This is a genomic window from Gammaproteobacteria bacterium (genome assembly GCA_013816845.1).
Taxonomy (GTDB): domain Bacteria; phylum Pseudomonadota; class Gammaproteobacteria; order DSM-16500; family DSM-16500; genus Aquicella.
This window is the reverse complement of sequence record JACDDU010000002.1, coordinates 67,764-82,264: the sequence shown is the minus strand read 5'-3', so window position 1 is coordinate 82,264 and position 14,501 is coordinate 67,764. Positions and strand designations below refer to the sequence as shown.

Annotated in this window: 13 protein-coding genes; 7 read left to right on the top strand and 6 right to left on the bottom strand. The window is 41.4% G+C overall.

What is annotated here, in order from left to right; genetic code table 11:
- Window positions 1-25: 25 nt before the first annotated feature.
- Window positions 26-865, bottom strand: coding sequence for a regulatory signaling modulator protein AmpE (gene ampE, locus H0W64_03930; GenBank protein MBA3660853.1), 840 nt, complete (start codon window positions 863-865; stop codon window positions 26-28).
- The gene (gene ampD, locus H0W64_03925) at window positions 862-1,413 is read right to left on the bottom strand and encodes a 1,6-anhydro-N-acetylmuramyl-L-alanine amidase AmpD (protein MBA3660852.1); all 552 of its coding nucleotides are present in this window, start codon (window positions 1,411-1,413) and stop codon (window positions 862-864) included. Before ampD ends, ampE begins: the two co-directional genes overlap by 4 nt.
- Before the next feature lie 123 nt (window positions 1,414-1,536).
- Between ampD and H0W64_03920 the strand changes: the two genes are divergently transcribed.
- On the top strand, window positions 1,537-1,785 hold the full coding sequence (locus H0W64_03920) for a BolA family transcriptional regulator (protein ID MBA3660851.1): 249 nt from the start codon (window positions 1,537-1,539) through the stop codon (window positions 1,783-1,785).
- A 2-nt stretch (window positions 1,786-1,787) separates the two neighbouring features.
- Complete coding sequence (gene murA / locus H0W64_03915) at window positions 1,788-3,059, top strand: UDP-N-acetylglucosamine 1-carboxyvinyltransferase (protein MBA3660850.1); 1,272 nt, start codon at window positions 1,788-1,790, stop codon at window positions 3,057-3,059.
- Between the two features lie 151 nt (window positions 3,060-3,210).
- On the opposite strand, the gene H0W64_03910 is transcribed toward murA, so the two are convergent.
- From H0W64_03910 to H0W64_03900, 3 genes are read right to left on the bottom strand one after another with little or no spacing between them, the layout of a single operon-like run.
- Complete coding sequence (locus tag H0W64_03910; protein ID MBA3660849.1) at window positions 3,211-4,227, bottom strand: bifunctional UDP-4-keto-pentose/UDP-xylose synthase; 1,017 nt, start codon at window positions 4,225-4,227, stop codon at window positions 3,211-3,213.
- 15 nt (window positions 4,228-4,242) lie between these two features.
- Window positions 4,243-5,394: a DegT/DnrJ/EryC1/StrS aminotransferase family protein gene (locus H0W64_03905; GenBank protein ID MBA3660848.1), complete on the bottom strand. Its 1,152-nt coding sequence runs from the start codon at window positions 5,392-5,394 to the stop codon at window positions 4,243-4,245.
- Between the two features lie 16 nt (window positions 5,395-5,410).
- Window positions 5,411-5,776 (bottom strand): 4-amino-4-deoxy-L-arabinose transferase, encoded by a 366-nt coding sequence (locus H0W64_03900; GenBank protein ID MBA3660847.1) that lies wholly within the window; start codon window positions 5,774-5,776, stop codon window positions 5,411-5,413.
- 157 nt (window positions 5,777-5,933) lie between these two features.
- Between H0W64_03900 and H0W64_03895 the strand changes: the two genes are divergently transcribed.
- Window positions 5,934-6,539: a peroxiredoxin gene (locus tag H0W64_03895; protein MBA3660846.1), complete on the top strand. Its 606-nt coding sequence runs from the start codon at window positions 5,934-5,936 to the stop codon at window positions 6,537-6,539.
- 347 nt (window positions 6,540-6,886) lie between these two features.
- Window positions 6,887-8,335, top strand: coding sequence for an LbtU family siderophore porin (locus H0W64_03890; protein MBA3660845.1), 1,449 nt, complete (start codon window positions 6,887-6,889; stop codon window positions 8,333-8,335).
- Window positions 8,336-8,477: 142 nt separating this feature from the next.
- On the opposite strand, the gene rnt is transcribed toward H0W64_03890, so the two are convergent.
- Window positions 8,478-9,092 carry a ribonuclease T gene (rnt, locus tag H0W64_03885; GenBank protein MBA3660844.1) on the bottom strand — a complete coding sequence of 205 codons (615 nt, stop codon included), beginning with the start codon at window positions 9,090-9,092 and terminating at the stop codon, window positions 8,478-8,480.
- A gap of 121 nt (window positions 9,093-9,213) precedes the next feature.
- Here rnt and putA point away from each other — a divergent pair, with 121 nt between their 5' ends.
- The 3 genes from putA (at window position 9,214) to H0W64_03870 (ending at window position 14,500) form a co-directional block, all read left to right on the top strand.
- Entirely contained in the window at window positions 9,214-12,357 is a 3,144-nt protein-coding gene (putA, locus tag H0W64_03880; protein MBA3660843.1) for a bifunctional proline dehydrogenase/L-glutamate gamma-semialdehyde dehydrogenase PutA, read from the top strand.
- A complete protein-coding gene (locus H0W64_03875) occupies window positions 12,357-13,526 on the top strand; it encodes a cation:proton antiporter (protein MBA3660842.1) in 1,170 nt (389 codons plus the stop codon). Before putA ends, H0W64_03875 begins: the two co-directional genes overlap by 1 nt.
- A gap of 71 nt (window positions 13,527-13,597) precedes the next feature.
- Complete coding sequence (locus H0W64_03870; protein MBA3660841.1) at window positions 13,598-14,500, top strand: cation transporter; 903 nt, start codon at window positions 13,598-13,600, stop codon at window positions 14,498-14,500.
- Window position 14,501: the final 1 nt, after the last annotated feature.

The following is a 14,501-nucleotide window of genomic DNA, read 5'->3' as shown; positions in this document are numbered from 1 at the left end:
ATAGAACAAAACCATCGATGCATTGTTATGGATAAAGCAAGGTAAATAACGCGACTAAGATAAGCGCAACGACAAGTGTACGATCAATAAGATTGATGGCTTGATTTTCAATCGTTGCATCATTTTTTGCAATAGCATCGGTTGCACTAATACCTGCAAGTCCTGTCTCACGTAATAAAATGTGATTGTTACGCGGAGAAAGTGAAAAGTACCGGCGGTAGGTTTGGCAAACTTCAACAAAGTGACCACTTAATGCAAAAAGAAAAGCAAAAAGTCGTGCGGGAATCCAATCTAAAATTGATAAAATCTGACCGGCAGTTTTCATGAGTTTAGGATCGGGGCGCTGTTCTTTGGCGGTCGATAAAGAAATCGTTCGGTAAAGTAAGGGCCCAAGTGGACCCAACACAACATACCAAAACAAAACGCCAAATACGCGCTCATTCGCTGCAACAAAAAGATGACCCAAAAAATCTTTCTGTAAAGAAACATTTTTTTCAGAAATAGTGAGATGAAAAGTGCTTTCCAATTTTTCTTGAGCAGATGCCTCTTCATTTTTTGTCAAAGCAGTAATGCAAGCAAAAGTATCTGCCCAAAGATTATGGGGACCTAGACAATATAAGAAGAAAATTAATTGAAAACTAAGCGATAAAATTCCGTATAAAAAACTTTTTAAAATAAAATCAATCAATACCACGATCATCAGTAAAGGAATAATATTAATTGCTAATAGAATATAAGAGGAAGCGTAAGGAATCCGTTTGACTAAACTGTGTTGATAAGAAAAAAACCAACCCCAACGACGCAAATGACTCCAATCAAAAAAACGCTCAACTACTAAACCGACAAACGCAACAATAAAAGTCATGCAAGTAATTCCCTAAAATAATCCCAATTAAAAGCCGCTCCTGGATCGGTTTTACGTAGCGGAGCAATATCTGAATGGCCCACAATGGCATTGGAAAGAATACATGGATAATAAGTTTTTAAAACTTTAACAACTGCGCTTAAGGCGTCATATTGCATGGGTTCGTAGGGTAGAGAATCCGTTCCTTCTAATTCTATCCCAATCGAAAAATCATTACACCTTTCCCTCCCTTGATAGTTTGAAACGCCTGCATGCCAGGCGCGTTTATTAAAAGGAACGAATTGAATCAGCTGGCCGTTCCGTTTAATAAGCAAATGTGCTGACACAGTCAAATCCACAATCAGGGAATAATATGGATGCTGGGTGGGATCAAGCTTACCGCAAAAAAAATCTTCAATGGCGCCCGTGCCAAACTCACCCGGTGGCAAACTAATGTTATGAATCACAATTAAGTCGATTGTTGCCTCGGAAGGGCGGTCATCACAATGCGGCGAGGGCAAAAATAATGCTGGTGTTAGTAAACTGTCTTGGTTAATACTCAGTCTCATAAGATTAATTTGATTGCAAATCGAGAAGAAATATTAAAAAATGACTACCGTTTCCGGTGAGTGAAAGTAATCTGATCCAAGTATTCTAGCCGGTTCTGCCTTGAAAGCCTATGAGAAAATGACATGCAAACCGATAAAATTAAACAATTAATTGAATCTTCTCTAACAAACGCCTCCGTTTTTGTAGAAGGTGATGGTGCGCATTTTACTGCCACTGTCGTGAGCGCCGCCTTTGCGGATAAAAGCCGAATTGCCAAACAGCAAATGGTTTACGATGCTGTTCGCACGGAAATCCTAGACGGTACGCTCCATGCGCTATCAATTAAAACCTATACACCCGAGGAATGGGAACAGCTGAATAGGAATTCTTAAACATGGAAAAGTTAATTATCAAAGGCGCGACTCCTTTAAACGGAGAAATACGTATCTCGGGTGCTAAAAATGCTGCGCTGCCTATCCTTGCAGGTTCATTATTAAGCCAACATCCGATTCAAATCAGTAATATTCCCCATCTCCAAGATGTGATAACCATTGTAAGTTTGTTAGGACAATTGGGTGTAAGAGTTACTTTAGATGAACGATCCAATATTGAAGTGGATGCCAGTACGTTAAAATCATTTCACGCGCCCTACGAGCTCGTTCGTACGATGCGAGCTTCCGTTCTAGTGCTTGGCCCCCTACTCAGTCGTTTTGGACAGGCAGAAGTATCGCTTCCTGGTGGATGCGCTATTGGTACACGTCCTGTTGATCAGCATCTTAAAGGCTTACAAGCCATGGGTGCAGAAATTAAAATTGAAAATGGCTATATCAAAGCGCACGCAAAAGAACTTCACGGTGCAACCATCGTCATGGAACTTGTGACGGTGACAGGAACAGAAAATATCATGATGGCCGCAGTGTTAGCTAAGGGCCAAACAATTATTCACAATGCCGCCCGTGAACCGGAAGTCGAAGATTTAGCTAATTTCTTGATTGGATTAGGCGCTCAAATACGCGGTGCTGGCACCTCAACTATTATCATTGACGGGGTGAAAGAATTAACTGGCGGCAGCTATCATGTTCTTCCCGATCGAATTGAAACAGGCACTTATTTGGCAGCGGCCGTCATTACCCGCGGCAGAATTAAACTCAAGAACACTCGCCCTGATCTTTTAGAATCTGTTCTTTTGAAGCTTGAAGAAATCGGTGCACGCATCGATACGGGACCCGACTGGATTCTGCTCGACATGAAAGGTGAACGCCCCCATGCTGCCAATATCAGCACTGCCCCTTACCCAGCCTTCCCAACTGATATGCAAGCTCAAATGATGGCTGTCAATGCAGTCGCACAAGGGACGGGTGTAATTACGGAAACAGTATTTGAAAATCGATTTATGCACGTTCAAGAATTACAACGAATGGGTGCAAATATCGCGCTCAAGGGAAACACAGCTATTTGCACAGGCACCGAAAGATTACGCGGGGCCCCTGTCATGGCAACTGACTTACGTGCTTCAGCATCATTAGTATTGGCAGCACTCGCAGCGCATGGTGAAACCACGATTGACCGCATCTACCATATTGATCGTGGATATGAATGCATTGAAGAAAAGTTTGCCCAACTTGGCGCACAAATTCATCGGGTTCCTTCAGAGTTAGTGGAGTAAAAAAGTAGACGATTATTTTTGCCTCTGGTTTAAATCTGCGACGCAATGCATGGTCTTGATTGCAAAGACAAGTTACAGTGTTGATATTAATCGTCCATCTCATCTCTGCAAGTATGGCAAGCTGCAATAACCCGCGCAGTGCGCCACTCCATTAATTCCCCAAATAAAAATTCAACGTTTGCCTCAACCCTGCATCAATACTTGTTGTGGGTTGCCATTGCAAATGCTGTTGCGCTGCATGAATAGCGGGAACACGTAGACTTACGTCTTGGTAACCCTCACCATAATATTGTCCTGCCTCAATTGATACTAATTCAATGGCCTGCGCTCGAGCTTGGTAAGCTGGATGATGCGCATTAATTAATGAAACTATTTTTTCCGCAAGGCTGCGAATCGAAAGATTTTCATCTGGATTACCAATATTAAATATACGATTGGATGCGACTTCATTTTTATTTTCGATGATCCGTAATAAAGCAGCAATGCCATCATCAATGTAAGTAAAGCACCGTTTTTGTGCACCTCCATTGACAAGATTGATATTTTCAGCGCGCATAACATTGCCAATAAATTGAGTAAGCACGCGTGATCCACCCGGCTTTGGATTGGTAATGTCATCAAGTCTTGGCCCGTACCAATTGAAAGGTCTGAATAAGGTGTAGCGTAATCCTTTATGCTTACCATAAGCATAAATTAAACGATCTAATAATTGTTTTGACGTTGCATAAATCCAACGTTCTTTGTGCACGGGGCCTGTCACTAAATGACTATGTTCTTCATCAAAAGCATCATCCTGGCACATGCCATAGACTTCGGACGTTGAAGGAAAAATCAAACGTTTTTGTAATTCAACGCATAGCCTTACAATTGCAAGGTTTGCTTCAAAATCTAACTCAAAGACCCGCAATGGATTCGTTACATAAGTTACAGGCGTTGCAATAGCAACCAACGGTAAGACAACATCGGAGGATGCAATTGCTTCCTTAATCCAAGTGGTTTCTTGCGTTATGTCCCCTAAACGAAAATTGAATCGTTCATGCTGAAGAAGCAATGCTAATTTATCTTGATTAAGATCGATTGCAGTAATATGCCAATTCGTATGAGTAAGAATCGCCTCACACAAATGGCTACCAATAAAACCATTGGCACCGAGAATAAAAACATTCATTGAAATATCCAAAAATTAATTAAAAATTTGATACATTACATCAAGCACACGATCATGATCAGCATCCGTCATGGATGGAAACAAAGGTAAGCTCACAATTCGCTCACAGACATCTTCAGCATGCGGGAAATCGCCCAGAGAAAATCCGAATGTTTTACGATAGTAAGGATATAAATGAACGGCGCGATAATGTAATCCGGTACCAATGTTGCGCTCCTTCATCGCTTCCATAAATTCATTACGATTCATTCGGGTTACGGGTTCATTAATCAAGGGTGTATAAATATGCCAAGCATGGAAATGATCATAACTTGGTGTTTGCGGTAATTGCCATTGGGGCCAATCGGATAAAGCTTCTTGATAGCGCGCCGCTAACTCATTACGACGCACCAGAAAACCTTGCAAATCATTTAATTGATGGATGCCAATTGCAGCTTGAATATCCATCATATTCGCTTTATAACCTGGCAAAACCACTTCATAATCTTGACTACCCCCTTTGCCATAACGATTCCATGCTTGACGATCGATGCCATGAAAGCGTAGACGACCTATGTGCTCGGCTAATTGTTGATCGCGAGTCACGACACAACCACCTTCGCCTGTCGTCATATTTTTTGTAGGATGAAAACTAAAAACTTGCGTATCACCAAAACTGCCAATGGTTTTATTTTTATATTCTGCTCCCATCGCATGGGCTGCATCTTCAAGAACGCGTAGATTATATTTGGTAGCTAATTCATAAATGGGATCAAGATCAATCGCAAGGCCTGCAAAATGAACAGGCATGATGACACGCGTTCTTTCAGTAATCGCTTGTTCAATTAAATCAATATCCATGTTTAATGTTGCAGGATCGATATCAACTAGTTTCGGAACACCCCCTGCTAAAACAATCGCATTTAAAGTTGCAGCGAAAGTTAAAGGCGTTGTAATTATTTCATCACCCGGTTCCACCCCCATTCCTAATAAAGAAAAATGTAACCCAGCTGTTGCTGAAGTGAGTGGCAAAACATAGGGGGCTTGGAAATAAGCTTTTAAATTTTCTGAAAAAGCCGCAACACGGGGGCCTGTTGCAATCCAACCACTTTTTAAACAAGTTACCACATCATCAATCGCTTCTTGGCTGATCGTTGGTTTTGAAAATGGCAAAAATTCTTCAGACATAATCATCCTCGCAAAATTAGTTGCTTCGCGCCAAAAGATAAACGCCCGTCATAATAATAAATATACCGACAATACGCGTTGCACTTAAAGATTCGCCAAACCAATAATAAGCTGCAACAGCATTCACAATATAACCTATGCTAAGCATGGGGTAGGCAAGGCTAACTTCAACGCGCGATAAAACAATGAGCCATACGACAACGCTTGCCACATATAAACTCAATCCTGTAACAATCGGTGGGTTAAGCATCACTTTGGTCGCAATGGGCAATACATTGGCGCCCGTAAAATCAAAGTGACCGATTTGAGTCATGCCCGCCTTCAAGAGTAGTTGAGCTACTGCATTCAGTAACACCCCAATGAGGAGTAAAAGAAAAATCATGGGTGTGTGCCTTTTATTAAGCTTTTATTAAATGAGAATTGCATCATACAAAATTTAAGGGTTTTTTCATATATTCAGTAAAAAATTCAGCTATAATGGCGCAATTTCGTTATTCTACTAATCGCGTTTGTTTATGACTAAGTTACGAGGATTTCCTATGAGTACGTTAGTTGGAAGAAAAGCTCCCGATTTTACAGCCGCCGCAGCACTTGCTAACGGCGAAATTACCCCTAATTTTAACCTTCATAATGCCATTGCTAAAAAATATGGTATTGTGTTCTTTTATCCCCTTGATTTTACTTTTGTTTGTCCTTCCGAATTAATTGCGCTTGATAAACGTATGGATGAATTTAACGCATTGAATGTTGTAGTCATGGGCGTTTCGATTGATTCTCAATTTACCCACAATGCATGGCGTAACACGCCTGTTGCGAATGGTGGGATTGGGCCAGTACGCTATCCTTTAATTGCCGATGTTAATCATCAAATTTGCCAAGCCTACGGCATTGAGCATCCTACTGCGCATGTTGCATTGCGTGGTGCTTTCGTTATCGATAAGCAAGGCATCATTCGTTCACAAATTGTAAACGATTTACCGCTTGGCCGAAATGTTGATGAGTTACTACGCTTAATTGATGCGTTGGAATTTCATGAAAAACACGGTGAAGTTTGTCCTGCTGGTTGGACGAAAGGCAAAACGGGTATTAAACCAACAACGGAAGGAATTGCTCACTATCTTTCCTCACAAGCAAAAGATTTATAAACTGCTTTTAATTTATTAACTTTCCCACTCATCAGTGGGAAAGTTAAATAATCGATCAAAAAAGAATTAAAAATACGCAACTCCGTAATTAATCTATTCCATTCTTGCAAAAAACTTTTAAAAACCCTCTATCTCTGTTATAAACGCACCTCGGAAATTCGAATCAAAACAACAAATAAACTTGTTAGTTTTGTTTTCTTTTTTCGATTAGAGCAAATTAATTGCCGGCAAGTAACTAAAAATAAGCAGCTTCATCAGTCGTTAGGGTGAATATTGCATCAATAATATTAACATCAGGTTGATTTTAGAACTCGTCCGGATTAAACATTTCAAGGAGATCTATAACTATGAACTTAAAACTCGTTGTTGCGTCAATGAGCTTACTTGGATTGGTTAGCTGTCCGGTGTTTGCAGCAACTGATTCGAATGATATGAATACAAAGGCAAGCAAGTATTCAACAACTCAAACCAAGGTTTATCATAAAAAACCACATCATAAAATCGTTAAGCAAACTACAGTACAGGACGAATACAAAGAAGTCGTTAGCTTGCCAGTACAACCTGCACCTGTTGAAATGATTTGCACTATTAGTGAATCTTCATTGGTTCTTGATGCTGCAACCCAAAATGTGGGTCGCGCCATTCCAAATCCATGTACACCGGGTTGGTTCAATCGCATTTCCGTCAGCGGCGGTATGAATGTTGATTTAGGAAAATGGGGCAATCGTAATACCAATTTGATGGGTGAAAACTACAAACGTTTATCTCTCAATGACGTTTACTTGAATGTAACTGCTAACATAAACGATTGGGCGCGTGCTTTTGCTAGCATCAGCTACAATACAGCTACGATTAATGACCCAATTTTATCTAACACGACTACACATTATGCTGAATATGATGCTGCTTACAGCAATAATGTGCTAACGGGTTCTTCAAACGCTCTACAAATCGAACAAGCTTTCTTAACCGTTGGCAATTTCGAAGTTTCCCCCGTTTACTTCCAAGCTGGTAAACAATTCCAAGATTTCAGCCGGTATGAAATTCATCCGATTACTGAAAGCTTGACCCAAGTCATGTCAAAAACTTTAGCAACTTCTGCTAAATTAGGCTTTATTGCAAGTGGATTTAATGGATCGGTATTTATATTTGATGATCCAATTTCTAAAGTTGGCCAATCCAGCAATACGACGAACTATGGTGTTTCGCTCGGCTTTGATATGCCAACCGAACAATACGGTTTAAGCGTTGGCGCTGCTTGGCTTTATAACTTGATGGGTGTGAATGACATTGCTTACAACGTCAATCAATTCAATCAAAACAATGCTGCGTTAGGTACAACCGGTGGTTATACTTCTCGTAAATCGGGTGCTGCAGCTTATGCAGATTTCAATACGGGTCCTTTCTATATTGGTGCGCGTTACACCACAGCCTTACAACGCTTCAACGTTAACGATTTACCATCCAATGGTATCGCTGACATTGTTGCGGGAACGGGTGCTCCGATTGCTGATGCAGATGGTGCAAGACCTTGGTCCGCTGGTCTCCAAGCCGGTTATGGTTTCTCTTGCTGGGATAAAACCCAAAACATCACGATTGGTTACCAAACCTCTCGCGAAGCTGCTGGCTTAAACATGCCGAAGCATCGCTGGTTGGGTTCCTATAACATCGATGCATGGAAAAATACTAACTTTGCAATCGAGTGGGATCATGACACAGCTTACAACGTTGCCCATGGTGGTTCCGGTAAAGTTTCGAATCTCGTTTCTTTACGCGCTGCTGTTAAGTTTGCTTAAGATTGAATGTAAATGCCCGCGCATGCGGGAAAAAAGCCCGCAAAAGCGGGCTTTTTTTTGTCTTGAATTTCCTCTGCGCGCAAGTATTCTTAGTGCAATTGAGCGTCAGGGAATAATTTGCAGTATCCTAACTTTAAAAAGACTACTTCGGATTTATTCCAAATCGATTAGCAATAAAGCAAAACAATTCTGCTGTGCGTTGTGCATCATATATAGCGGAGTGAGCTTGCTGCATATCAAAAGGAATTTTTGCACGTCGGGTTGCCCGAGCAAGCACTGTTTCTCCCAATGCTAATGCAGAAAGTGAGGCCGTATCAAAAGTTGTGAAAGTATGAAAAGGACTATCCACAATTTGACTTCGACGAATAGCAGATAGGATAAAATTCAAATCAAACCAAGCATTATGTCCTACCAACACTGCTCGATAGCAGCCAACTTGCTGTAATTTCTCTTTAATAAAAGTGAAAAGACGATGTAAAGCTTGGGCTTCGGGAATGGCATAGCGTAAAGGACCATAAGGGTCAATCCCGGTTATTGCTAAAGCTTCTGGCTCAATATTAGCACCAGCAAAAGGTTCAATATGGAAGGCATGGGTTTCTTCAGGCGTTAACTTGCCATTCTCACCCAAACCAACTATTACCGCTGCGACCTCAAGCAATGCATCAGTTTGTGGATTTAAACCTGCCGTTTCTACGTCAATAACAACTGGCATTAACCCGCGAAAACGTCGAGAATATGGAGATCTTGGCTGATTCATTATTTTTATGTTTTGATTGAGAAAAATCGCAAGGTCTAACTGCCTTACTTAAAATTTTTCGATTGAAAACCATTTAAATTTCACAGTACAGTGTACCTAAAATTCTTTCGTTGAGTATAGTATGCCAATCTTTTCTGTTAACCCCACACTCGTTTCTTTGCGCGATAATATCACAACTGCTTATCGAATGGATGAAGCAGATTGCTTAAAAAATTTAGTCCAGACGCTTCGACTTCCAGAGTCCTCACTCTTTGAGATTGAATCGCATGCTATGCAACTCGCGGGTGAGAGTCGCGCTTTTAAGAAAAAGCAGGGGAAAATAGAGGCCCTGCTCGATCACTACAACCTTTCTTCGGAAGAAGGCATTGCCCTCATGTGCTTAGCAGAAGCCTTATTACGCATTCCCGATCAATCCACTATTGATCAATTAATTAGCGATAAGCTGAGCGCACTTGATTGGAAACAACATATTAAGCGCGATAACCCCTTATTTATGAATGCTGCAACCTGGTCATTATTTATAACGGGTCAAATCTATGGCGCAGATGCGCCAGAAAAAAATTTAAGTGCGACTTTAAAAAACTTAGGCGGCCGCTTCAGCATGACAATTTTGCGTCCCATTGTCATGAAAATGATGAAGATAATCGGCACACAATTTGTGATTGGGCAAACGATCGAAAAAGCCTGGGATAATGCCCAACCTTTACAAAAAAAAGGATATTTATTTTCTTTTGATATGCTGGGCGAAGCAGCGCGAACCGCAGTGGATGCGGAACAATATTTTAATGCTTACTTACATGCGATTGAAACGCTAGGAAAACATGCAAAAAGTACGAACCTTTTAGACAACCCCGGTATTTCTGTTAAGTTATCAGCATTACATCCGCGCTACGAATACACCCAACATGAAAGACTTTTACAAGAATTACCCCCTATCCTCATGGCATTAATTCATAAAGCAAAGCAGTATCATGTATCTTTAATTATTGATGCAGAAGAAGCAGATCGGCTTGATTTATCGCTCGATCTTTTTGAAATTGTTTTTTCTGATCCTTCAATTCGTGATTGGTCGGGGTTAGGCTTAGCAGTGCAAGCCTATCAAAAGCGCGCTTTTTTTGTGATTGATTGGTTGCAAGCTTTAGCAAAATCACAAGAAAAAAGAATGATTGTACGCTTGGTAAAAGGTGCTTATTGGGATGCTGAAATCAAACAAACGCAAGCCCTTGGTTTAGAAAATTATCCTGTGTTTACGCGTAAAAGTGCCACGGATGTTTCTTATCTTGCGTGTGCAAAAAAAATGTTAGCGATGCAGAGTGAAATTTATAGTCAGTTTGGTACGCATAATGTTTATACGATTGCAGCCATCAAAACAATGGCAGGAGAAAATACAAATTTTGAATTTCAAGGCTTGTATGGCATGGCTGCAGCCATTTATGATCAATTGCTAGAAGCACCGGAATTTGATGTTCCCTGTCGGCTTTATGCACCCGTAGGCACACATCGTGAGTTACTCGGTTATTTAGTTCGACGTTTATTAGAAAATGGTGCGAATACTTCTTTTCTAAATCGCTTAGCCGATCATGAAACACCCCTTGATCAATTAATTAAAAATCCCATGCAATACATTGAAGAACATCAGTATGCACCCCACCCAAAAATTCCTTTACCGAAAAATATTTATCGCGCGTGGGAAAATTCCACCGGCATTGATTTATCCAATTCGCACACTACGACGATGCTTGATCAATATTTACAACAACGTATCATCCAAGAAAATAATGCAACCTCATTAGTCTATCAACAATCATTCGGCCTGCAGCACGCCATTCAAAAAGTTGCGCCGTACAATACCGATCAAAACATTGCACGGATTGTTCCGCTTGAAGCAAAAAGTGTGGAGTTGGCACTCGTTGCTGCCACGGAAGCTTGCAACCATTGGTCAACGTTAAGTGCCGATACGCGTGCCGCTATTTTTGAAAAAGCAGCCGATTTATTTCAAGAAGAAATGCCAAGTTTGATTGCGCTATTAATTCAAGAAGGGGGTAAATGTTTACCCGATGCGATTGCTGAAATTCGAGAAACGATCGAGTATTGTCGTTATTATGCTTATCGGGCGCGTCTTGACCTAACACCAATCATTTTGCCCAGTATCACTGGCGAACAAAATGAATTGAGCTTACATCCACGCGGCGTCTTTGCCTGCATTAGCCCTTGGAATTTTCCTTTAGCCATTTTTACCGGTCAAATTGTTGCAGCACTCGTGGTCGGCAATACAGTGATTGCAAAACCTGCTGAACAAACTCCTTTAATTGCTTATCGCGCTGTGCAAATCCTACATCAAAGCGGCGTACCCACTGATGTATTGCAATTGCTAATTGGACCTGGTCGCGAGATTGGACCGCTCTTGAGCCAAGATGAACGTATTGCCGGCATTTTATTTACCGGCTCTACAGCGACTGCAAAAAGTATTGAACGCAACCTTGCGAACCGCGAAGGGCCCATTGCAACCTTTGTTGCAGAAACCGGGGGCCAAAATTCCATGATTATTGATTCTTCGGCCTTACCCGAACAAGCACTTCTCGATGTTGTTGCTTCAGCTTTTAATAGCGCGGGTCAACGCTGCTCTGCCTTGCGAGTTTTATTTATACAAGAAGACATTGCCCCGCGTTTCATTGACTTGCTGCAAGGCTATTTGCGTGAATTAAAGGTAGGTAATCCTGCTTTAATACAAACTGATGTCGGCCCTGTCATTGACGAACAAGCCCGCAATAAATTGAATGAACATGTCTTGCGTATGAATAGAGAAGGTTTATTAATCGCTAAAGCTGCTTTGCCGAAAGATGCTGAGAAAGGTTATTTCTTTGCACCTTGCGCCTTCGAAATTCCTAGCATTCACCTTTTAACCGAAGAAGTTTTTGGTCCCATATTACACATTATTCGCTTCCCGTCCCACTCCCTTGATCAGGTAATGAATGATATCATAAGCACGGGTTACGGTCTTACCTTAGGTGTTCAGAGTCGGATTGATCGTACCGTTAAAAAGATCATATCTAAACTTCCCGTGGGCAATCGATATGTTAATCGCAACATGATTGGCGCGGTTGTGGGAAGCCAACCCTTTGGGGGGGAGAGACTTTCAGGAACGGGTCCAAAAGCTGGCGGTCCGCACTATTTACCTCGACTATGCGTTGAACGTACACTTTCAGTCAATACAACAGCCGTGGGCGGTAATGCCCGCTTAGTTTCTTTGTTAGAGGATGATTAATGCCTGAAGCAAATCCAATCACTTATGTTATTTTCCTTGTCTTCACTGGCACTGCGATCTTATCGACCATAGCACTCTTTACTCGCCAGTCTCTACTCGTGGCTTATATCGTATTAGGTGCTATTTTAGGCCCCTGGGGATTAAAGCTCGTTAATAATTCTGCAGTCGTTCAACAAGCAGGAGATGTGGGCATTATCTTTCTTCTCTTCTTATTGGGACTGCATTTACAACCTCAAAATTTATTTCACTCCTTACGTAAAATGAGTTTAATTACAGCCGTTAGCGCTAGCATTTTTTTTGCAAGCGGAGCGTGCATCACTTATTTATTTGGTTACTCGCTGGGAGAAGCGATTCTTATCGGCATCATCTCTATGTTTTCGAGTACGATCATTGGTATTAAACTTTTACCCACCACTATTTTACATCATCAACATACAGGTGAACTGGTTATAAGTATTTTGCTACTGCAAGATATTATTGCCATTGCCGTTTTATTATTTCTTGAAATTTCAGGGGAACGGAGTAGCGCATGGCATTTAATTTCAATACTTAGTGCCTTTCCTATTTTATTACTTATTGCTTATATTTTTCAGCGATATATTCTTTCGCGCCTTCTCGAACGGTTTGACAAAATTCACGAGTATATATTTATCCTCTCGATTGGCTGGTGTTTGTGCATGGCACAATTGAGTCATTTTTTTGGTCTCTCTGAAGAAATCGGCGCTTTCATCGCGGGCGTTGCTTTAGCGTCCAACCCGATTGCTTTCTACATTGCCGAAAACTTGAAACCGTTACGAGATTTCTTCCTGGTCATCTTTTTCTTCACCGTCGGTGCGGGCTTTAATTTTGATTATCTCCCGGCCGTCATTTTTCCTGCCTGTACCTTAGCCATTTGCATGCTACTCCTTAAACCTTTTGTATTTAAATGGCTCCTCTACCGATCAGGCGAAATTAAACGGGTAAGTTGGGAAATTGGTGTACGTTTGGGTCAATTAAGCGAATTTTCCCTGCTCGTGATTTACCTCGCCCTGGCCACTAAAACGATACCGCCAACGACCGCTTATATGGCGGAAGCTGCTGTTATTATTACTTTTATTGTATCTTGCTACTGGACTGTCATGCGCTATCCAACGCCCTTAGCCTCGACAGATAAACTGCGTCGTGATTAGACTAAAATTGATGAGTTGAGCATTTTTTAACAAAACGTTACAATAGGCTGGCATTTTATCCGGTAAAAAACATGGGCACACATCATAATCATTCGCATGCGCCACGCTCGTTTAATTTAGCGTTCGCCATTTCGATTACGGTTACTTTAGGCTACGTGATCTTCGAAACTATTTATGCCCTGACGTTTCAATCCATGAGCTTACTAGCTGACGCTGCACACAATTTAGGAGACGTGTTGGGCCTAGTGCTCGCGTGGATTGCAAATTGGTTACTCTCGCTCCCCGCGCGTAAACGTTATAGCTACGGCTTTAAGCGAACAACTATTATTGCCGCCCTCGCCAATGCCGTCATTCTTGTTACAACTTCCGCTCTCATCGCTTATGAAGCCATCTTCAAACTATTTAATCTTACCGCGGTGGATACTAATGTCGTCATGATAGTGGGCCTGATTGGCATCCTCATTAATGGTGGTAGCTCCCTACTCTTTATGCGGGGCGCCAAAGATGACTTAAATATTAAAGGCGCTTTTTGGCACTTATTTGCAGACATGCTGCTACTCGTAGGTGTGGTAATTTCTGCCCTTGTAATTAAATTCACAGGCTGGCTCTGGATTGATCCCCTCGTGGGACTTGCCATTGTTGCTATTGTGTTATGGGGTACTTGGAGTTTATTACGCGATTCTGTTCATTTGATTTTAGATGCTGTTCCCCACTACATTGATTCGGCAGGTGTCAAAGCTTATCTCCTCAAAATAGAAGGGGTCAAAGCAATTCATGATTTACATATTTGGGGGTTAAGTACTAAAGAAGTTGCCTTAACTGCTCATTTAGTCATGCCGCAACATCAATTGAGTGATGCAGATTTTAAAGAAATCAATCACCACTTGCATACTGAATTTAGAATTAACCATGCGACCCTGCAGGTGGAACAAGGCAGTGCTCATGATCCATGCCGAAGGATTAAAACCTGTTAAT

Bases quoted from the DNA above. Each gene is read 5' to 3' on its own strand.
- murA (MBA3660850.1), top strand. From the start codon at position 1,788: ATGGAAAAGTTAATTATCAAAGGCGCGACTCCTTTAAACGGAGAAATA.
- ampD (MBA3660852.1), bottom strand. From the start codon at position 1,413: ATGAGACTGAGTATTAACCAAGACAGTTTACTAACACCAGCATTATTT.
- H0W64_03910 (MBA3660849.1), bottom strand. From the start codon at position 4,227: ATGAATGTTTTTATTCTCGGTGCCAATGGTTTTATTGGTAGCCATTTG.
- H0W64_03920 (MBA3660851.1), top strand. From the start codon at position 1,537: ATGCAAACCGATAAAATTAAACAATTAATTGAATCTTCTCTAACAAAC.
- ampE (MBA3660853.1), bottom strand. From the start codon at position 865: ATGACTTTTATTGTTGCGTTTGTCGGTTTAGTAGTTGAGCGTTTTTTT.
- H0W64_03905 (MBA3660848.1), bottom strand. From the start codon at position 5,394: ATGTCTGAAGAATTTTTGCCATTTTCAAAACCAACGATCAGCCAAGAA.
- H0W64_03900 (MBA3660847.1), bottom strand. From the start codon at position 5,776: ATGATTTTTCTTTTACTCCTCATTGGGGTGTTACTGAATGCAGTAGCT.
- H0W64_03870 (MBA3660841.1), top strand. From the start codon at position 13,598: ATGGGCACACATCATAATCATTCGCATGCGCCACGCTCGTTTAATTTA.
- H0W64_03895 (MBA3660846.1), top strand. From the start codon at position 5,934: ATGAGTACGTTAGTTGGAAGAAAAGCTCCCGATTTTACAGCCGCCGCA.
- H0W64_03875 (MBA3660842.1), top strand. From the start codon at position 12,357: ATGCCTGAAGCAAATCCAATCACTTATGTTATTTTCCTTGTCTTCACT.
- putA (MBA3660843.1), top strand. From the start codon at position 9,214: ATGCCAATCTTTTCTGTTAACCCCACACTCGTTTCTTTGCGCGATAAT.
- H0W64_03890 (MBA3660845.1), top strand. From the start codon at position 6,887: ATGAACTTAAAACTCGTTGTTGCGTCAATGAGCTTACTTGGATTGGTT.
- rnt (MBA3660844.1), bottom strand. From the start codon at position 9,092: ATGAATCAGCCAAGATCTCCATATTCTCGACGTTTTCGCGGGTTAATG.